Raw genomic sequence first — 19,345 nt, 5'->3', positions numbered from 1 at the left:
CCCCTCACAGCAGCGTGCTCCAGTAGGCCCAGAACCTGGTGGCGACCATGGCGACCACCGCGAGGAAGCTCAGGACGACCAGCAGCGCGCGGTAGTCCACGACGACGCGCGCCGCGCCCCGCAGCGCCCGCGGCACCGGGACCAGCCCGCGGTCGAGGCCGTCGGCCAGGTGCGTCCAGAAGGTCGGGACCACCACGGCCCACACGACCACGCAGTACGGGCACAGGGCGTGGATCCGGTACAGGCTCTGGCCGATCAGCCAGCCGATGAACACCACCCCGAGGGTGATGCCCACGAGGTAGCCGCGCTCGACCCAGCGCGGCAGCACCACGCGCGAGAGGACCAGCACCCCCAGGAACGTCGAGACCGCGAAGGCCGCGATGCCGATGAGGGGGTTGGGGAAGCCGAAGAGGGCCGCCTGGTGGGTCTGCATGACGTTGCCGCAGGAGATGACCGGGTTGATGCTGCAGCTGGGGACGTAGCCGGGGTCCTCGGCCAGCCTGATCCGCTCGACGGTCAGCGTGAAGGCGGCGACGAAGCCGAGGAGGCCGCCGAGGAACAGCAGCAGCCCGCGGGTGCGCGGGGACACCGGGATCGCCGACAGGTGCCCCTCGGGCGGACCGTCGGGCAGGTCCTCGGTGGAGCCCCCGGCGGAGTCCTCGCGCGCGACCCGGTCCGTCGTGCCGGCCATCGGTGTCCCTCCCTCGTGGCGGTGCTGGTCCCAGCATCCTCGACGGCGCTGGGCGTCAGCTGAACGGGTCCGTGGTCCTGCGTCGCGGTCCCGGCTCCCCGGTGCGGCGCACCGCGGGCGGTAGGTTCGCGACGTGCCGACGCCCAGCCCGTCCCCCGCCCGCCCGCGCTACGACGACGACCTGCGCCTGGCGCACGTCATCGCCGACCAGGTCGACGGGCTGACGACGGACCGGTTCAAGGCCCTGGACCTGACGGTGGAGACCAAGCCGGACCTGACGCCGGTCAGCGACGCCGACCGCACGGCCGAGGAGCTGATCCGCGGCCAGCTCAAGCGGACCCGCCCGCGCGACGCCGTGCTGGGCGAGGAGTTCGGGCTCGTGGGGCACGGGTCGCGGCAGTGGGTCGTCGACCCCATCGACGGGACGAAGAACTTCGTGCGGGGCGTGCCGGTGTGGGCCACCCTCATCGCGCTGGTGGAGGACGGCGAGCCCGTCCTGGGCGTCGTCTCGGCCCCCGCGCTGGGGCGGCGCTGGTGGGCCGCGACGGGGTCGGGGGCCTGGACGGGCCGCAGCCTGTCGTCGGCGACGCGGATCTCGGTCAGCTCGGTCTCGCAGCTGTCCGACGCCTCGTTCGCCTACTCCTCCCTGGACGGCTGGGAGGCCTCGGGGTCGCTGGAGGGCTTCCTCGGGCTCACACGCACCGTGTGGCGCACGCGCGGCTTCGGCGACTTCTGGTCGTACATGCTGCTGGCCGAGGGCGCGGTCGACATCGCCGCCGAGCCGGAGCTGGCGCTGCACGACATGGCCGCCCTCGTCCCCATCGTCACCGAGGCCGGGGGCCGCTTCACCTCCCGCGCCGGCGTCGACGGGCCGCACGGCGGGGACGCCGTCGTGACGAACGGCCTGCTGCACGAGGCGGCCCTGGAGTTCCTGGGCCGGCCGTGAGCGCCCCCGGGAACTCCGCCCCGCGCCCCGGCGTGGTCACCGACCCGCGGGAGCGCCGTCTGCTGGTGTGGGAGGTCGTCGCGGTCTTCACCGTGTCGCTGGGGATGAGCGGCGTCCGGGCCCTCGTGCGGTTCATCGGGATCCTCACCGCGCCGGTGGCCGTCAACGCGCAGACGTCGACGGTCCTGGGCAGCTACGCCCCGGACCGGCCGTGGCTGGACCTGTCCCTGCAGCTGGTGGCGGTCGCGTCCGGCCTGGCGCCGGTGTTCCTCGTGGCGTACCTGATGGCGCGCGGCGGGGAGTCGCTGCGGACGCTCGGCCTGGACGGGCGGCGGTGGCGGCGCGACGTGCTCGCGGGGCTGGGCCTGGCCGCGGTGATCGGCGGCTGCGGCCTGGTGCTGTACCTGGGGGCGCGCTCGGCCGGGGTGAACACGAACGTCGCCGCCTCGACGCTGCCGGACGTGTGGTGGGCGGTGCCGGTCTCGGTGCTGGCCGCGGCCGAGAACGGGGTCCTGGAGGAGGTCCTCGTCGCGGGCTACCTGCTGCACCGGCTCTCGCAGCTGGGGTTCCGGTGGTTCCCGGCGCTGCTGGTCAGCGCGCTGCTGCGCGGGTCGTACCACCTGTACCAGGGGGTCGGGGGGTTCGTCGGGAACGTCGCGATGGGGCTGGTGTTCGGGTACGTCTACCAGCGCTGGGGCCGCACGGCGCCGCTGGTCGTCGCGCACACGGCCATCGACGTCGTCGCCTTCGTCGGCTACGCCGCGCTCGTGGGGAAGGTGAGCTGGCTGCCCGGCTGAGGCCCGCGACGGGGCCCGCGGGGCGGCCGCGGCGGTGATCGCCGTGCGGGAGGTCTCGTGCAGGTCGTGCGGGGGTCCGCCCGCCCGGGCTGCACGGGCCCGGTCACGTCGCCTACCGTGGCGAGGGTCCGCAGGACGTCGATGTCCGTACTCGATCCCTGAGGAGCTACCGCTTCCGTGAACATCAGCACCTCCGTCTGGCTCACGATCGCCGTGGCCCTGGTGGCCGCCGTCCTGGCCGCCGGTGTCGGCGAGCTCGTCGCGCTCGTCGTGCGGCGCCTGGGCCGCAAGCACGAGATCCTCGCCACCCTGGCCCAGCGGGGCCGCCGGCCGCTGGCGGGTCTGCTCGCCACCGTCGCCGCGTACGCCTCCCTGGGCGTCTACACGCAGGCCGCGGACTGGCGCGAGCCGACCTTCCTCGTGCTGCGGCTGCTCACCGTCGCGTTCGGGGCGGGGCTGGCGGTGGTCGCCGCGAACGTCGTGCAGGACGTCCTGATGCTGCGCTACCGCATCGACGTGGCCGACAACCGGCGGCAGCGGCAGCGGCGGACGCAGGTCTCGCTGCTCAAGCGGGTCGTCGTGGCGCTGATCGTCGTCGTGGCCGTGGCCTCGATGCTGCTGACGATCCCCGGGGCCCGGGGGGTGGGGACGAGCGTCCTGGCCTCGGCGGGGCTGCTGTCGGTGGTGGCCGGGCTGGCGGCCCAGACGTCGCTGGCGAACGTCTTCGCGGGGTTGCAGATCGCGTTCACCGACGGTCTGCGCGTCGACGACGTCGTCGTGGTGGAGGGCGAGTTCGGCAACGTCGAGGACATCACGCTGACGTACGTCGTGGTCCGGTTGTGGGACCAGCGGCGGATGATCCTGCCCTCGACGTACTTCACGACGACCCCCTTCACGAACTGGACGCGGAACTCCTCCGACCTGGTCGGGACCGTGGAGTTCGAGACGGACTGGACCGTCCCGTTCGACGAGCTGCGTTCCAGCACCGAGGTCTTCGTCCGCGAGCACCCGCTGTGGAACGGGCAGACGTACGTGCTGCAGGTGACCGACGCGAAGAACTCGCTGGTGACGTTCCGGGTCCTCGTCAGCGCCGACTCGGCGGCCGAGCTGTACGACCTGCGCTGCGCGGTGCGCGAGGAGGTCGTCGGCCGCATCCGCAGCGAGCACCCCGAGGCGCTGCCCAAGGTGCGCCTGGAAACCCCGCGCGCCCTGAACCTGCCCCAGCAGAGCTCGCGGTTGTGAGCCAGGTCTCACCACTTTGAGTTGACAGCCGCCTCAAGGGGGGTCCGAGCGCGGGTCGAAGAACAGGCACGTGCCTGTCTCCGCCTTGATCCCTTCGCTCGGTCTCCTCGCCGCCGCTCTCGGCATCCTCACCGGGGTGCCCCAGGTCGTCCGCCTCGTGCGCGACCCCGACGCCACCGGCCTGTCCTACTCCTCCGCCGTCCTGGGCGCCCTCGCCTCGGGCACCTGGCTCAGCTACGGCGCCGTCCTGCGCGACCCCGCGCAGCTGGTCGCCAACGTGCCCGGCTTCCTGTGCGCCGTCGTGACGGTCGTCCTCGCCGCGCGCCGGCTGGGCCTGCGGCTGGCGCCGGCGGTCGTGGCCCTGGTCGCGTGGGCCCCGCTCCTGGCGGGGGCCCTCGCCGTCGGGGGCGTCGGCCTGGTCGGCGCCCTGGGCACCGTGGTGTCGCTGGTGAAGATGCTGCCGCAGATCCGCACCGTCGTGCGCCGCGAGCCGCTGCACGGCCTGGCCCCGGCGACGTTCGTGCTGACCCAGGTCTCCGGCGGCCTGTGGGCGGTCTACGGCGCGGCCACGGGCCAGTGGTCCGTGGTCGTGTGCTCGGTCGTCACGGTGGTCCTGGCCGGTGTGGTGCTGGCGCGCCGCTGCCCGCCGCTGGCGGTGGCCCGCGCCCTGCACGACGGCCGCTTCGGGGTCCCGGGCCGCCTGCTGGTCCGCCCCCTGGTCCTGGCGCGGCGCGCCACCCTCACGCTGGCGGCCTGAGCACCTTCACCAGGTGGACGAGCCGCACGCCGCGGTCGTCCGCGCTCTCCCCGCACCGGGCGTACCCCGCCCGCTCGTAGCGGGCGATGTTCTCGGCCGAGTCCCCGCCGGTGAACAGCCGCAGCTCACGGACCCCCTGCGGCACAGCGTCTTCGAGCGCCGTGAGCAGCGCCGTGCCGATCCCCCGGCGCTGCCGGTCGGGGGCGACGGCGAGCCGGCCGACGTGACCCACCCGGTCCTGCACCCGCACCCGGACCGACCCGACGAGCCGGGTCCCCTCCCGGGCCACCAGCACGACCTGCGCCGCGACGGCCGCGCGGACGGCGTCGAGGTCCTCCCGCAGCGGCGGCAGGAACGGGTCGCCGTAGCGCTGCGCCTCGCCGACGAACGCGGCCCGCTGGACGGTGAGCAGTTCCCCCGCGTCACCGTCCAGCGCGCGCTCGATCAGCACGGCACGCTCAGCGCAGGAACCACTGCCCCGGTTCCGCGAGCGCGTCGGCCGCCTCCGGCCCCCACGTGCCCGGCGCGTAGGGCAGCACCTCGGGCCGGTCCTGGGAGAACCGCTCGATGGCCGTCCACGCGGCCCGCAGGCCCTCGACGCCGGTGAACAGCGACCGGTCCCCGGTCAGCACGTGCTCGATGAGGTGCACGTAGGGCAGCGCGGGCCGGGCCGCCACGCCCTCGAACTCGTCCAGCGCCAGCGTCGCGGTGCCCTGCACCAGTCCGCCCTCGACCCCGGGCCGGCGCACGGTGGTGGCCAGGTCCAGCGCACCGCCCTCGAGCAGCGAGAAGCTGATCGTCGCCGGTTCGGCGTCGGCGTGCAGCCCAGTGGGCGACTTCAGCACGAGGGTGACGCGCTGCTCGTCGGCCGTCATCTTCTTGCCCGACCGCAGCAGGAACGGCACCCCGCGCCAGCGGTCGTTGTCGATCCAGACCCGGCACGCGGCGAGGGTGTCGGTCCGGGAGTCGTCCGGGACGCCGTCGATCGCGGTGTACCCCTCGAACTGCCCGAGCACGACCTCGGCCGGGTCGAGTTCGCGGAAGTCCTGCAGCGCAGCGTCCCGGGCCGCCTGCAGGGCCCCCGGGCCGAGGTCGGCCGGCGGTTCCATGGCGACCGTGGCGGCCATCTGGAACAGGTGCGTGACGATCATGTCGAGGAAGGCGCCGGTGGCGTCGTAGAAGCTCGCGCGCTGGGCGACGTCGAGCGTCTCGGCGACGTCGACCTGCACCTGGGCGATGAACTCGCGGTTCCAGATCGAGGCCAGCCACGGGTTCGCGAACCGGGCGTGGATGACGTCCTGCTGCGCCTCGAAGGCCAGGAAGTGGTCGATGCGGAACACCTGGGACTCGTCGAAGACGCGCTGCACCTCGGCGTCGAGCTCCTCGAAGCTCGCCAGCGAGGTGCCGTAGGGCTTCTCGTAGACGACGCGCGAGCCCTCGACGAGGCCGTGCGCGGCGAAGGCCCGGGTGGTGTCGAGGAAGGCCCCCGGCGGGATCGCGAGGTAGTGGACGACCTCGGCGTCCTCCCCGACGTCGCCCCGGGCCTGGGCGAGCACGTCGAGCAGCTCGCCCGGGTCGTCGGCGGTGAAGCCGCCGCCGGCGAACAGGAGGTTGGCGGCGAACTCGTCCCAGGGCCCGTCGGACGGCTGCGGGCCGAACTCCTCCAGGGCCTCGCGGATGAACCCGCGGAACTCCTCGTGCGTCTTCTCGCCGCGGCCGCTGCCGATGAGCCGCCACCGGCGCGGCAGCCGGCCCAGGCGGGCGAGCTCGAAGAAGGCCGGGGACACGAGCCGGCGCGAGAGGTCGCCGGTCGCCCCGTACATGATGAAGATCGTCGGCGCGTCCGAGGTCGAGGACGGCGGTGTCTGCGGTGCGGAGGTCACGGCTGCACCGTATTGCCTCCGTCCACCCCGTGCGGGCTATGGTGTCCCCGTGACCACCGCTCTCCCGACGGGAACCGCCAGCGCCTCGCGCCGCGGTGCGTGGTGGTGGGTGTCGGCGGTCGCCTGACGCTCCTGACGTCCCGTGGCCGCCTCGTCGAGGAGGCCGACCACTGGACGTCCCCCTCGACGGACGGCTCGCCCTGAAGCCCCCCGAGGAGAAACCGATGACCCCCGAGAACACCGTCGCGGCCCTGCTGGAGCCCGGCGCGGGCCCGTTCGCGCTGCTGCGCCGCCTGGACCCGCGCACGGGTCAGCCCGGTCCCGTGGAGGTCCTGCGCGGCCCCGTGGAGGTCGTCGAGCACCTGGCGGACATCCCCCTGGGGACCACGGCGCGCGACGCCCTGGCCCTGGTCCCGTTCCGGCAGCTGCGCGAACGCGGTTTCGAGGTCCACGACGACGGCACCCCGCTGCAGGTGCTGCGCATCGCCTCCGCCGTGGACCTGACCCTCGAGGACGCCCTGCGGGTCCTGCCCGACGCCGAGGTCCCGCTGCGCGACGTCGCCCCGGACCTGTCCGACGACGACTACGCCGCCGTGGTGCGCCGGATCATCGCCGACGAGATCGCCCAGGGCAGCGGCGCGAACTTCGTCATCCGCCGCGACGTCGACGGTGTCGTCGACGGCTTCACCGCGACCACCGCGCTGAGCCTGTTCCGCCGGCTGCTGGTGGCCGAGCACGGCGCGTACTGGACGTTCGTCGTGCACGTCCCCGGCCCCGACGGGACGTCGCGGACGCTGGTCGGCGCCTCCCCGGAGGTGCACGTGCGGATGGCGCGCGGCGAGGTCGTCATGAACCCCATCTCCGGCACGTACCGCTACCCCGCGGCGGGCCCGGACGCCGACGGCCTCGTGGAGTTCCTCACCGACCCCAAGGAGGTCGAGGAGCTGTTCATGGTGGTCGACGAGGAGCTGAAGATGATGTGCTCGGTCGGCGACCTGGGCGGGGTCGTGCACGGGCCCTACCTGCGGGAGATGGCCAACCTCGCCCACACCGAGTTCGAGCTGCGCGGCCAGTCGACCCTGGACGCCCGCGAGGTGCTGCGGCAGACCATGTTCGCGGCCACCGTGACGGGTTCGCCGCTGCAGAGCGCGTGCCGCGTCATCAAGCGCTTCGAGCCGTCGGGCCGCGGCTACTACGCCGGCGCGCTGGCGCTGCTGGGCCACGACGCCGAGGGCGCGCAGACCCTGGACTCCCCCATCCTCATCCGCACCGCCGACGTGCGGGCCGCCGGCGCGAGCGCGACCGTGCGCGTCTCGGTGGGCGCCACGCTGGTGCGCGGCTCGACGCCCGAGGGCGAGGTGGCCGAGACGCACGCCAAGTCCGCCGGCGTCCTGCGCGCCCTGGGCGCGCTGCCGCCGCTGCCCCCGCGCACCGGCCCGGACGGGGCCCCGGTGCGCCGGGTGCCGCTGGCCTCCGACGCGCGGGTCGCGAACCTGCTGGCCTCCCGCCGCGACCGCCTGGCCCCCTTCTGGCTCGAACCGCAGAAGCAGCCGACGGGCTCCCCCCTCGGCGAGGCGCTCGTCGTGGACGCCGAGGACACGTTCACCGCGATGCTCGTGCACCTGCTGGCCGCGGCCGGGTTGCGCGCCCGGGTGCTGCGCTACGACGACCCGGCGCTGGAGGCCGAGCTCGCCGCCCACACCGGCCTGGTCCTGCTGGGCCCGGGCCCGGGCGACCCCGAGGACGCCTCCGACCCGCGCATCGCCCGCCTGCAGCAGCTGGCGGCCGGCCTGGCGGCCGCGGCCCGCGCCGGGGGCAACCCGCTGCTCGGCGTGTGCCTGGGCCACCAGCTGCTGTCCGGGACGCTGGGCCTGCCGCTGCGCCGCAAGGACGCCCCGCACCAGGGCACGCAGCTGCAGGTCGACCTGTTCGGCACCGCGGCGACCGTCGGCTTCTACAACTCGTTCACGGCCCGCGTCGACGCCGCCGCGCTCGACCGGCTCGCCGGGGAGGGCGTGCAGGTGGCGACGGGACCGGCCGAGGAGGTCGTGGCCGTGCGCGGGCCGGGGTTCGCGGGCATCCAGTTCCACCCCGAGTCCGTGCTGACGCTCGAGGGGCCCGCCGTCCTGCGCTCCCTGGTGGAGCCGCTGCTCAGCGACCGGGGCTGACGAGGCCGATCTCGTAGCCGAGCACGACGGCCTGGACGCGGTCGCGCAGCCCCAGCTTGGTGAGGATGCGGCTGACGTGCGTCTTGGTCGTCTGCTCGGCGATGAACAGCTCCGCGGCGATCTCGGTGTTGGACAGCCCGCGGGCGACGCAGACGAGGACCTCCCGCTCGCGCGGGGTCAGGTCCGCGACGGCGGCGGGCACCTGGACCGCCCGCTGCCGCGTCGCGACGAAGTGCTCGATGAGCCGGCGCGTGATGACGGGCGAGAGGAGCTGGTCGCCGGCGGCGACGGCGCGGACGGCGTCGACGAGCGCCTCGGGGGTGGCGTCCTTGAGCAGGAACCCGCTGGCGCCGGCCTGCAGCGCGGAGAACACGTAGTCGTCGACGTCGAAGGTCGTGAGCACCAGGACCCGGGGCGGGGGGTCCAGGTCCGCGGCGAGGATGCGCCGGGTGGCCTCCAGCCCGTCCAGGACGGGCATCCGGACGTCCATGAGCACCACGTCGGGCTTGACGTCGGTCACCACGCGCACGGCCTCGGCGCCGTCGGCGGCCTGCCCGACGACCTCGACGCCGTCCTGGGCGGACAGCAGCGCGGAGAACCCCGCGCGGATCATGGCCTGGTCGTCGACGACGACGGCGCGCACGGCGGGGGTCACGCTGCACCCTCCCACGGCAGCTCCACCCGCAGGGCGAACCCGCCGTCGGGCGTCGGGCCGGCCTCGACCGCGCCGCCCAGCAGGGCGGCGCGCTCGCGCACCCCCACCAGCCCGTGCCCGCCGGCGTCGGCGGCCGGGGCCGGGCCCTGCGGCGCGGGACCGTTGCGGACCTCCACGACGATCCCGGGACCGGCGCGCAGCACGTCGACGGTGACGGCGGCGCCGGTGGCGTGCCGGACGACGTTGGCCAGCCCCTCCTGCACGATGCGGTGCACGACGATGCCGACCGAGCTGGGCAGCGCGGTCCGCCGCAGCGGCTCGTCGACGCGCAGGTGGACGACCGACCCGGCCCGCCGGGCGCCCTCGCCGAGCTCCTCCAGACCGTCCAGCCCGGCCCGCGGGGCCAGCTCACCGCCGTCGCCGGAGCTGCGCAGGACCCCCAGCAGGGTGCGCATCTCGGCCAGCGCCGTGCGGGACTGGGCGGCGATGTCGTCGAACTCGGCCCGCACCTCCGGCGGCAGCCCGGGCAGGCGGTAGGGGGCCGTGGTGGCCTGCACGCCGATGACGGACATGCTGTGCGCGACGACGTCGTGCAGCTCCCGGGCGATCCGGTTGCGCTCCTCCACCACGACGCGGCGGGCCTGCTCCTGCTCGGCGTCGCGCCGCGAGCGCGCCAGCTCCTCCCGGACCCGCCGCCGCGCCCCGACGACCCCGCCGATCGCGAGCAGCAGCGCCGAGTTGGGCCCGTAGACGACGAGGTCGGTCCAGGCGCTCTCGACCCAGTCGGGCGTGGGGCCGGCGGCGGACACGTCCGGGACGGTCACCAGCGCGGTGGTCAGCAGCAGGCTCAGCGCCCAGGCCCAGACCGCGACCCGCCACCGGCGCACGCAGCCCAGCACGAGCAGCAGCGACCCGAAGGTCAGCAGCGAGGGCACCGTCCAGGGCCACGGGCCGCTGCGCGGGTCGGCCGTGCCCGCCACGAGCAGCACCCCGGCCAGGCCCAGGACGACGGCCGAGCGGGCCCGGAACAGCGCCACGAGCAGGGCCGCGCACTGGGCCAGGACGGCCGCCAGGGCCAGCCCGGTGGGGACGTGGTGCACGCCCACCGAGACGGGCACGCCGACGGCGTACAGGGTCAGGGCGAGCAGGACGAGCAGGACCCGGGGGTGGCGCAGCAGGGCCAGCGGCGCGAGCAGCGCCCGGGCACGGGCACGGGCCCCCTCAGGCCGCCGGAGCCGGCCAGGGGCGGGGCGAGAACGACGTCGCAAGCAGCACACCCCCCTCGCGCACGGCCCGCAGCGCGGCCCCGACGACGGCCTTGACCCCCAGCAGGGTCGCACCCGCCGCCAGCCCGCCCAGGACGGCCAGCCAGGGCCGGTCCAGGACCCCCTCCACCCGCGCGGCCAGGTGCTCACCGGTGAGCACCCCCAGCCCGACGAGCACGCTGACCCGCACCGCGGTGCACAGCGCCACCCACCCGGCGAAGCGGCGGTAGGCCACCCCGGACCAGCCCGCGGCGCAGAACGCCGGGACGGCGCCCACGTCGACGAGCTTGGCGCCGGCCACGAGGGTCGGCAGGTGCTCGCGGGCGGTGCGGGACAGGGCGTCGCGGCGGTCGGCGGTGAACCCCAGGCGCGCGGCGAGGGCCTCGGCGCGCGGGGAGCGGCCCGCGCGGGCGGTCAGGCGCCCCAGCGCGAACAGCGCGCTGTCCAGGACGAGGTCCGTCGCGAACGCCAGCAGCCACACCACCACCAGCGCCGCGTGCCCGGCCCCGACGAGGGTGCCGCCGACGAAGGTCGCCACCGGCCCCTCGACGACCAGGGCCGGGGCCAGCACCCCGTACGGGCCGTCCCCCAGCACGTCCACCCCCACCACCCCGTCCTCCGGTCCGGCGCGGTCCCGCGACCGCCCGCCCAGTGCACCGCACGGGCCCGCCGCGGGGCGTCACCCGGCGGGACCGTCCCGGCGTAGCACCGGGGTAGGGGTCCGGCGGCCCCGGTGGGGGGTCACAGCCGGGGGTCCACCGGTTCGGACTCCAGCGCCAGGACGGCGAAGGCGCACTCGTGCACCCGCCACAGCGGTTCCCCGCGCGCGGCCCGCTCCAGGCCCTCGAGGCCGAGGGCGTACTCGCGCAGCGCCAGGGACCGCTTGCGCCCCAGGTTGCGCTGGCGCAGCCGCGCCAGGTTCGCCGGTTCGAGGTAGTCGGGCCCGTAGACGATCCGCAGGTACTCCCGGCCGCGGACCTTCAGGGCGGGCTGGACGAGGCCGCGCCGGGTCCGGACCCGGTTCGCCAGCGGTTTGACGACCACCCCCTCGCCCCCGGCGCCGGTCAGCTCCTCCCACCAGGCGACCCCCTCGGCGGGGGCGGCGGTGTCCACGACGAGCCGGCGGGTGGCGGTGAAGCGGTCCGAGACGGCGACGAGCCGGTCGGCGACGGACAGGTGCCAGTCGTGGGGGCGGTCGGCGAACGTCGCCCCCGCGGCGGCCGGCACGGCGAACGGCGCGAACCGGACGCCGTCGAGGCCCTCGGTCGGCCAGCAGTACCGCCGGTAGGCGTCGGTGAACGCCGCGACGTTCGCGCTGCGGGCCGCGGTCCGGGCCAGCAGCGCGCCGACGTCCAGCCCCCGCCCCGACGCCCGCTCCAGGGCGTCGACGGCGACGGGCAGCGCCGAGCGGCCCGCGGCGCCGACGGCCGCGTACTGGGTCCGCAGCAGCTCCCCGGCCTTGGCGCTCCACGGCAGCAGCTCCCCGTCGAGCACGACCCAGTCGCCGAGCTCGTCGAAGACCCCCGCCGCGGTCAGCGCGGCGCGCAGCTCCCCGACCAGCTCCTGCGTCAGCGCGGGGTCGAAGAAGCTGCGGCCCGTGCGCGTCCACACCGCGCCCAGCGCCCCGCCGGGGGCGCCGAAGCGCTCCCGGGCGACGCGCTCGTCGCGGCACACGAGCGCCACGGCGCGCGAGCCCATGTGCTTCTCCTCGCAGACCACGGTCGCGACGCCGTCGGCGGCGTACGCCGAGAAGGCCTCGTCGGGGTGCTCGAGGTGGCCCTCGCGCGACGACGTCGCGACGGGGGCCGTCGTCGGGGGCAGGTGCACCAGCCAGCGGGGGTCGACGGCGAAGCGGGACACCACCTCCAGGGCCGCGGCGGCGTTCTCCTCCCGGACGGTGACGCGGCCGTGGTCGGCGGTCTCGACGACGCGCTTGCCCAGGACGTCGGTGACGTCGAGGACGTCGGGGTCGCGCACGACGGTGCGCCCGGGAGCGGCCGGCGCCGCCGCGGGGAAGGGCCGCACCGGGTCGTGGTGCACGGCCCGGGCCGGGACGGAGACCAGCTCCTTCTCCGGGTACCGCAGCGCCGTGAGGTGGCCGCCGAAGACGCAGCCGGTGTCGACGCAGATCGTCCCGTTGACCCACTCCGGCTCGGGCACGGGCGTGTGGCCGTAGACGACGGTGGCCCGGCCCCGGTAGTCCTGCGCCCACGGGTACCGGACGGGCAGGCCGAACTCGTCGGTCTCCCCCGTCGTCTGCCCGTACAGGCAGAAGTCGCGCACCCGGCCCGAGGCGCGGCCCTGGTAGCGCTCCAGGACCCCGGCGTGGGCGACGGCGAGGTTCCCGCCGTCCAGGACGTAGTGCGACAGCAGGGAGTCCAGGAACGCGGTGACCTGCGCGCGGAACTCCTCCGGCTCGGCGCCCAGCTGCTCCAGGGACTCGGCCAGGCCGTGGGTGACCTGCACGTCGCGGCCGCGCAGCGCCCGCAGCAGCTTGTTCTCGTGGTTGCCCGCCACGCACAGCGCGTGCCCGGCGGCGACCATCCCCATGACCAGCCGCAGGACGCCGGGGGTGTCCGGTCCCCGGTCGACGAGGTCGCCGACGAACACCGCCCGCCGGCCCGGCGGGGGCACGGCGTCGACGGGCCGGCCCCGCTCGTCGGTGACGAGCCCGTAGCCGAGACGGGTCAGCAGGTCGGTGAGCTCCTCCCGGCAGCCGTGGACGTCGCCGACGACGTCGAAGGGCCCGGTCTCCTCGCGCAGGTCGACGTGCAGCCTGGTGCGGACGACCGTGGCGTCGGCGACCTCCTCGGCGCTGCGCAGCACGTGGACGACGCGGAAGCCCTCGCGCTGCAGGCGGCCCAGGCTGCGGCGCAGGTCGGCCTGCTGCCGGCGCACGACGTGGGCGCCGAAGGTGCGGTCGGGCCGGGCGGCGTTGCGGGCCACGCACACCTCCACGGGCAGGTCCAGGACGACCGCGACGGGCAGGACGTCGTGCGCGCGGGCCAGGTCCACCAGGGACCGGCGCGCCGACGGCTGGACGTTCGTCGCGTCCACGACGGTCAGCCGGCCCGCCGCGAGCCGCTTGGCGGCGATGAGGTGCAGGACCTCGAACGCGTCGGCGGTGGCGGCCTGGTCGTTCTCGTCGTCGGAGACCATCCCCCGGCAGGCGTCGCTGGAGAGCACCTCGGTGGGGGCGAAGCGGGCCCGGGCGAACGTCGACTTGCCCGACCCGGAGGCGCCGACGAGCACCACCAGGCTCGTGCGCGGCACGGTGAGCTCCCTCACGCCGCCACCTCCTTGGTGAAGACGGCCAGCTGGGTGGGGGCTCCCGTGCTGCCCACGGCCTCGCCCACGCCCAGGTGCCGGACGGTGTACCCGAAGCGGGAGCCGACGTCCGCGGCCCACCGCGCGAACTGCGGGCGGGTCCACTCGAACCGGTGGTCGGGGTGCCGCAGGCCGTTCCCGCGCAGGCCGGGGTAGTTCACGTTGTGCTCCGCGTTCGGGGTGGTGACGAGGACGTGGGTGGGGGCGGCCTCGCCGAAGACGACGCGTTCGAGCGCCCCCAGCCGGGGCGGGTCGACGTGCTCGACCACCTCGGACAGCACGGCGGCGTCGAAGCCGGCGATCCGCTCGTCGCGGTAGGTCAGGGAGCTCTGGAAGACGCGCACCCGGTCGTCGGGCTGCCGGTCCAGGCGCAGCCGGCGCGAGGCCGTGCGCAGCGCGCGGACGGACACGTCGGTCCCCACGACGGCGGTGTACCGCGCGTCGGCGGCCAGGGCCCGCAGCAGCTCCCCCTGACCGCACCCGAGGTCCACGACCCGGGCCGCGCCGAGCTCGGCCAGGACGGCCAGGAGCGCGGCGCGGCGGTGGTCCGCGAGCCGGGCGGGGGGCTCCTCGACGGGGTCGGCGGGCCGGTCGTCGAGCTCGGCGAGGCGGTCCAGGGCGTCCAGGACCAGCGGCCGGGCGTGCAGCAGGTACCGGCGCGTGATCAGCTCGCGCTCGGGGTGGGTCGCGAGCCAGTCGCCGCCGCGGCGCAGCAGCTTGTCGATCTCGGACTCCCCCACCCAGTAGTGCTTGGCGTCGTCCAGGACGGGCAGCAGGACGTACAGCTGCGCCAGCGCGTCGGCGACCCGGCACGTGCCCTCCAGCTCGGCGTCGACGTACCGGGACTCCCCCCAGGCGGGCACCGTCTCGTCCAGCGGCAGCACCGTGGTCCGCACCCGCCAGCCGAGGGGCTCGAAGAGGCGGTGCACGAGGGCCGGGCCGCCCGAGCAGGGCAGGGACGGCAGCCGCAGCCGCAGGGGCCACCTCACGTCGACCAGGTCGGGGCGGGCGGTGCAGCGGCCGGCGAGCGCGGTGGAGAACACCCGGCCCAGGGCGACGGCCAGCAGGCTGGACGCGGCGTAGGGCCGGTCGTTGACGTGCTGGCCGAGCACGCCGGTGTCCCCGCCGGTGCGCACGAGCGCCACGGGGTCGACGTCGAGCAGCACCGCGACCTCGCACTCCTCCGGCGTGTTCCGCGGGTAGAGGACGTGCGTGGTCACGGCGCCGTGCTCGCTGGTCAGGACCCGGTCGGGGTGCTTGTGCAGCAGGAAGCCGAGGTCCCCGGCGGGGACCTCGGGAGCGGGCCGCTGCGCGCTCAGGGTGAGGATCACCCCTGCAGCAGACCACGGAGGGCGGCGGCGACGCACCGGAAAACACGAAGGCCCGGACCGTGTGGTCCGGGCCTTCGATCGGCGTAGCGGGGACAGGATTTGAACCTGCGACCTCTGGGTTATGAGCCCAGCGAGCTACCGAGCTGCTCCACCCCGCGTCGGTGAACCCCACGTTACGTGGATCCTCGCGCCGAAGCAAATCGCCTGCGGCGCAGGCGGGAACGACGAAGGCCCGGACCGTGTGGTCCGGGCCTCCGTCGTCAGTAGCGGGGACAGGATTTGAACCTGCGACCTCTGGGTTATGAGCCCAGCGAGCTACCGAGCTGCTCCACCCCGCGTCGTGAGCACAACCTTACGCCAGGGTGGACGGGAGACCAAATCGCCTCCCGCGCGGCCGTCGTCGGGGCGTCGTCAGGGCGTCGTCAGGGCGTCGGGGTCCCGCTGGGCGTGCCGCCCTGCGGCGGGGCGCCGCTGGCGGACGGGCTGGCCGTGGGGGCCGGCGCCGGGGTCCCCTCCAGCCGCCCCTCGGCCGCCGAGGCGGCGTCGACGGCCGTCGACAGCCGCTGCTGCGCCTCGCCGTAGGCCGCGAAGTCGCCGAGGGCCAGCGCCGCCGAGGAGTCGGTGATCGCCTGCTTGGCGGCGGCCAGCGCCGCCTGCAGGTCGGCCTGGGGGTCGCCGGAGGTGGCCCCGCCGGTCGGCGCCGGGGTCGGGCCCTGGGTGGGCGCCTGGGTCGGGGTGGTCCCCTGCCCGCCGGTGGGCGGGGCGCCCTGGTCGCCGGCGTCGGCCCCCGAGTCCCCGCCGAACACCTTGTTCAGCGCCCCGTCCAGGGTGTCGTCGATGGCGATGCTGTTGCCGAAGACGGCCACGACCTTGCGCAGCTGGGGGTAGGAGTTGTTCCCCGTGCTCTGCGCGTAGATCGGCTCGACGTAGAGCATCCCGCCGCCGACGGGCAGCGAGAGCAGGTTGCCGTAGATGACCTCGGAACTGCCCCCGACGCTGAGCAGGCGGACCTGGTCGGCCACGGCCGTGTCGGAGCGGATGTTGTTCTGGATCTGGACCGGGCCGTTGACCGTCGTCGACTGGGGCAGCTCCAGCAGCCGGATCTTGCCGTAGTCGGGGCTCCTCTCCCCGTCGGCCGTGCCGGCGTCGGAGTCGACCGCGGCGAACCCCCGCAGCACCTGCGTGCCGGAGTTGTTGGCCGTCGAGCTCGGCACGTAGGTCGTCGTCAGGCTGTACCGGGCCTCGTCCTGGTCCGGCATCCGCAGCGTCAGGTAGTAGGGCGGCTGCTTGGCCTTGGCGGCGTCGGCCCCCGTGGTCGGGTCCTCCGGGATGTCCCAGAAGTCCTGCCCGGTCAGGAACGAGCCCGGGTCGGTCACGTGGTAGCTCGCGAGGACCTCGCGCTGCACCTTGAACATGTCCTGCGGGTAGCGCAGGTGCTGCATGAGCGAGGCGTCGATCTCCGAGGTCGGCTGCACCGTCCCCGGGAACGCCTTGCGCCACGCCTTGAGCACCGGGTCCGTCTCGTCCCAGGCGTAGAGCGTCACCTTGCCGGTGTAGGCGTCGACCGTGGCCTTGACCGAGTTCCGGACGTAGTTCACGGTGCGGTCCTGCAGCGCCTGGACGCTGCTGCCCTGGGTCGTCGTCAGGGTGTCGGTCGTGGCCTCGCCGAGCTCGGTCTGCGCCGAGTACGGGTAGGACGCCGAGGTCGTGTACCCGTCGAGGATCCACACGACGCGGCCGTCGACGACCGAGGGGTAGGCGTCGCCGTCCATCGTCAGCCAGGGCGCGACCTTCTCGACGCGCTCGCGCGGCGTGCGGTCGTAGAGGATCTTCGACTGCGCGTTCACCGAGCTGGACAGCAGGATGTTCTGGTCGCCGAACTTCAGCGCGTAGACCAGCTTCTCCAGCGTGCCGCCCACGTCGACGCCGCCGGAGCCGTCGTAGCGGGTCGTGGCGAAACCGGCCGCCGACCCGTCCGGGTAGTCGATCTCGTTGTCGCGGCCGCCGACGACGGAGTAGTCCGTCGTGCCCTCGCCGAAGTAGATCCGCGGCTGCTCGATGTCGACCTCGCCCGACGTCGGGACGTTGGCCTCCAGGTAGCTGGGGCTGCCGTTGGCGTTGCGGTCGTTCCCGCGCGCCACGACGACCCCGTACCCGTGGGTGTAGATGGTGTGCTCGTTGACCCAGGTCCGCTGGTTGGGCGAGAGCCCGGCCAGGTTCAGCTCGCGGGCCGCCACGACGGCGTCCTGCGTGGTGCCGTCCGCGGTCGTGTAGCGGTCCACGTCGAGGGTCTCGGGGAACTTGTAGTACCCGCGCTGGCCCTGGGTCTGCTGGAAGGCCGTGGAGACGACCGAGGGGTCCAGCAGGCGGACGCTGGGGATGGTCTGGGCGTCCTGCGTCAGCTGGCCCGAGGAGGTCGTCGTGTCGGCCTCGTAGGTGGTGACCTCCACGTCGGACAGGTCGTAGGCCTCGCGCGTGGCGTCGATGTTCTTCTTCACGTACTCCGACTCGGCGCTGGCCCGGTTCGGCGTCACCTGGAACTTCTGCACGGCCCACGGGTAGATCCCGCCGATGGCGACCGCGCTCACCACGAGCAGCCCCGTGCCGATGGCCGGCAGCCGCCAGGACAGCCCGAACGCCGCGGCGAGGAACAGCAGCGCCACGACGACCGCGACGATCGTGAGGATCGCCTTGGCGGGCAGGACGGCGTTGACGTCGGTGTACGTGGGCCCGACGACCCCCCGCACGTGCCCGGAGGCGCTGGTGAGCAGCTCGTAGCGGTCCAGCCAGTACCCGACCGCGCGCAGCAGCAGGAACAGCGTGGCGAGCACGGCGAGGTGGACGCGCGCGGCGCGCGTCGTGCGCTGCCCGCCGCCGGACAGCCGCAGGCCGCCGTACAGGTAGTGCGCCGCCAGCCCCGCCACGCCGGCCAGGACGACCGCGGCGGTCAGGAAGCTGACCAGGAACGTCAGCCACGGCAGCGTGAAGACGTAGAAGCCCTGGTCGAGCTGGAACTGCGCGTCGCGCGTGCCGAAGCTCGTCCGGTTCAGCCACAGCAGCAGCGTCTCCCACCGGCTCATGGCCACCGACCCGCCGAACAGGCCCGCGGCGACCGAGACGACGACCACGACGACGCGCCGCAGCGGCTCCAGGGACTCCCGGTAGCGGTCCAGCCCCGCCTGCTCCGTCGACAGCGGCGCGTACACCGGCCGCGACCGGTACCCCACGGTCAGCGAGACGGCCACCGCCGCGGCCAGCAGCGCGCCGCCGACGACGAAGAGCCCCAGCTGCAGCCACAGCTTGCGCGAGAACGTCGGCAGGAAGCCCAGCTCGTCGAACCACCACACGTCGGCCAGGACGCGGGCGCCGACGAGCACCGCGATCAGGAGGGCCACCAGGGCCAGGACGGTGGGCAGGGCGGCGCCGCGGCGACGACGCCGCAGCACCGGCCGCGAGGGACGGCGAGGGGGGAAGCTCACGGTCAGGCAACTTACAAGCCGCCGCCCGGGTGCCCCACGCGGTGCGCGTCCGCCGCATCGTGACCACTTCGTTGCCTGCCGGGGGCCGTCCCGTCCCCGGCCGGTCCCCGCCCGTGGACGCGGCGTGAGGATGTCGTGAGCGCGCTGGGCACCGCCTGGGAGCGCGGGGAACGCGGCGGCGGCCGGGGCGCCGTCCGTGCCACCATCGGGACCGTGAGTCCCGACGCCAGTCCCCCCTCGGTCGCACCCCCGAACACCTCCGGCCTGTGGCGCACCGTCGCCGAGATCGAGCGCTACGTGGCGTCCGACGGCTGGGGCGCGCCGCTGCGCCTGTTCGCCCTGGTCCGCACGGCCGACGCCCTGGACCGCGACCCCGGCCTGGCCCTCCGCCTGCCCGCCCACGTCGTCGACGAGGCGCGCGCCGACGCCGACCACCTCACGTCCGTCGAGCAGGACGGTGTCCCCGAGGTCGACGACCTCGACGAGCTGCTCGGCCAGCTCGCCTGGCCCGACGGCGTCGACGGCGCCGCGCTGGTCGTGGAGCGGATCCTCGTCCCGCCGGACGCCGAGGCCGAGGTCCGCGCCGCCACGTCCGCCGACGACGAGGCCGGCCGGGCCCGCGCGCTGGCCGCGCACCCCCTGGCCGAGGACGTCCGCATCGCCGTCGGCGTGCTGCGCGACGGGCGGCACGAGTGCGCCGTCCGCTCCCGGTCGAAGGACTCCGACGGGGAGGTCGCCACGGGGGCCGACCTCGTGCCCGGCCTGGTCAGCGCCCTGCAGGCCACGCTGCAGGACTGAGCCCGC

The 19,345-nt window shown here is 75.0% G+C and carries 15 protein-coding genes and 2 tRNA genes; 6 read left to right on the top strand and 11 right to left on the bottom strand.

Annotated elements, in window-relative coordinates:
- Positions 1-4: 4 nt before the first annotated feature.
- Positions 5-691: a vitamin K epoxide reductase family protein gene (locus BJ968_RS18145; protein WP_179754206.1), complete on the bottom strand. Its 687-nt coding sequence runs from the start codon at positions 689-691 to the stop codon at positions 5-7.
- Positions 692-824: 133 nt separating this feature from the next.
- Between BJ968_RS18145 and hisN the strand changes: the two genes are divergently transcribed.
- The 4 genes from hisN to BJ968_RS18125 all read left to right on the top strand — a co-directional run bounded on the left by hisN (position 825) and on the right by BJ968_RS18125 (position 4,433).
- Positions 825-1,637 carry a histidinol-phosphatase gene (hisN, locus tag BJ968_RS18140; RefSeq protein ID WP_179754205.1) on the top strand — a complete coding sequence of 271 codons (813 nt, stop codon included), beginning with the start codon at positions 825-827 and terminating at the stop codon, positions 1,635-1,637.
- Positions 1,634-2,434 carry a CPBP family intramembrane glutamic endopeptidase gene (locus BJ968_RS18135; RefSeq protein WP_343078110.1) on the top strand — a complete coding sequence of 267 codons (801 nt, stop codon included), beginning with the start codon at positions 1,634-1,636 and terminating at the stop codon, positions 2,432-2,434. Before hisN ends, BJ968_RS18135 begins: the two co-directional genes overlap by 4 nt.
- Positions 2,435-2,611: 177 nt before the next feature.
- A complete protein-coding gene (locus BJ968_RS24995) occupies positions 2,612-3,676 on the top strand; it encodes a mechanosensitive ion channel domain-containing protein (RefSeq protein ID WP_179754202.1) in 1,065 nt (354 codons plus the stop codon).
- Between the two features lie 136 nt (positions 3,677-3,812).
- Positions 3,813-4,433 carry a hypothetical protein gene (locus tag BJ968_RS18125; protein WP_179754200.1) on the top strand — a complete coding sequence of 207 codons (621 nt, stop codon included), beginning with the start codon at positions 3,813-3,815 and terminating at the stop codon, positions 4,431-4,433.
- On the opposite strand, the gene BJ968_RS18120 is transcribed toward BJ968_RS18125, so the two are convergent.
- The gene (locus tag BJ968_RS18120) at positions 4,417-4,884 is read right to left on the bottom strand and encodes a GNAT family N-acetyltransferase (protein ID WP_179754198.1); all 468 of its coding nucleotides are present in this window, start codon (positions 4,882-4,884) and stop codon (positions 4,417-4,419) included. The two genes, BJ968_RS18125 and BJ968_RS18120, sit on opposite strands and share 17 nt — an antisense overlap.
- Positions 4,885-4,891: 7 nt before the next feature.
- Positions 4,892-6,316: a glucose-6-phosphate dehydrogenase gene (locus tag BJ968_RS18115; protein ID WP_425491515.1), complete on the bottom strand. Its 1,425-nt coding sequence runs from the start codon at positions 6,314-6,316 to the stop codon at positions 4,892-4,894.
- A gap of 224 nt (positions 6,317-6,540) precedes the next feature.
- Here BJ968_RS18115 and BJ968_RS18110 point away from each other — a divergent pair, with 224 nt between their 5' ends.
- A complete protein-coding gene (locus BJ968_RS18110; protein WP_179754196.1) occupies positions 6,541-8,484 on the top strand; it encodes an anthranilate synthase family protein in 1,944 nt (647 codons plus the stop codon).
- Here the strand turns inward: BJ968_RS18110 and BJ968_RS18105 are convergent.
- The 8 genes from BJ968_RS18105 to BJ968_RS18070 all read right to left on the bottom strand — a co-directional run bounded on the left by BJ968_RS18105 (position 8,468) and on the right by BJ968_RS18070 (position 18,541).
- Positions 8,468-9,139, bottom strand: coding sequence for a response regulator (locus tag BJ968_RS18105; protein WP_343078109.1), 672 nt, complete (start codon positions 9,137-9,139; stop codon positions 8,468-8,470). The genes BJ968_RS18110 and BJ968_RS18105 overlap by 17 nt on opposite strands.
- Positions 9,136-10,407 carry a sensor histidine kinase gene (locus BJ968_RS18100; protein ID WP_179754194.1) on the bottom strand — a complete coding sequence of 424 codons (1,272 nt, stop codon included), beginning with the start codon at positions 10,405-10,407 and terminating at the stop codon, positions 9,136-9,138. Before BJ968_RS18100 ends, BJ968_RS18105 begins: the two co-directional genes overlap by 4 nt.
- Complete coding sequence (locus BJ968_RS18095; protein WP_179754192.1) at positions 10,361-11,011, bottom strand: SNARE-associated domain-containing protein; 651 nt, start codon at positions 11,009-11,011, stop codon at positions 10,361-10,363. The genes BJ968_RS18100 and BJ968_RS18095 overlap by 47 nt, the downstream gene beginning before the upstream one ends.
- 134 nt (positions 11,012-11,145) lie before the next feature.
- Positions 11,146-13,692: a polynucleotide kinase-phosphatase gene (locus BJ968_RS18090; RefSeq protein WP_179754190.1), complete on the bottom strand. Its 2,547-nt coding sequence runs from the start codon at positions 13,690-13,692 to the stop codon at positions 11,146-11,148.
- Complete coding sequence (locus BJ968_RS18085) at positions 13,689-15,062, bottom strand: 3' terminal RNA ribose 2'-O-methyltransferase Hen1 (RefSeq protein ID WP_179754188.1); 1,374 nt, start codon at positions 15,060-15,062, stop codon at positions 13,689-13,691. Before BJ968_RS18085 ends, BJ968_RS18090 begins: the two co-directional genes overlap by 4 nt.
- A gap of 84 nt (positions 15,063-15,146) precedes the next feature.
- Positions 15,147-15,220: transfer RNA gene (locus BJ968_RS18080), tRNA-Met, on the bottom strand.
- Between the two features lie 106 nt (positions 15,221-15,326).
- Positions 15,327-15,400, bottom strand: a tRNA-Met gene (locus tag BJ968_RS18075).
- A gap of 84 nt (positions 15,401-15,484) precedes the next feature.
- Entirely contained in the window at positions 15,485-18,541 is a 3,057-nt protein-coding gene (locus BJ968_RS18070) for a UPF0182 family protein (RefSeq protein WP_179754183.1), read from the bottom strand.
- A 135-nt stretch (positions 18,542-18,676) separates the two neighbouring features.
- On the opposite strand from BJ968_RS18070, the gene BJ968_RS18065 reads away from it, so the two are divergent.
- Positions 18,677-19,339, top strand: coding sequence for a PPA1309 family protein (locus tag BJ968_RS18065; RefSeq protein ID WP_218886586.1), 663 nt, complete (start codon positions 18,677-18,679; stop codon positions 19,337-19,339).
- Positions 19,340-19,345: the final 6 nt, after the last annotated feature.

Origin of the sequence: Kineococcus aurantiacus (assembly GCF_013409345.1) — a bacterium.
Classification (GTDB): Bacteria; Actinomycetota; Actinomycetes; order Actinomycetales; family Kineococcaceae; genus Kineococcus; species Kineococcus aurantiacus.
This window is presented reverse-complemented; position numbering and strand designations above follow the sequence as displayed.

Coding starts and splice junctions, on each gene's coding strand:
- BJ968_RS18145 (WP_179754206.1), bottom strand. CDS start 691: ATGGCCGGCACGACGGACCGGGTCGCGCGCGAGGACTCCGCCGGGGGC.
- BJ968_RS18110 (WP_179754196.1), top strand. CDS start 6,541: ATGACCCCCGAGAACACCGTCGCGGCCCTGCTGGAGCCCGGCGCGGGC.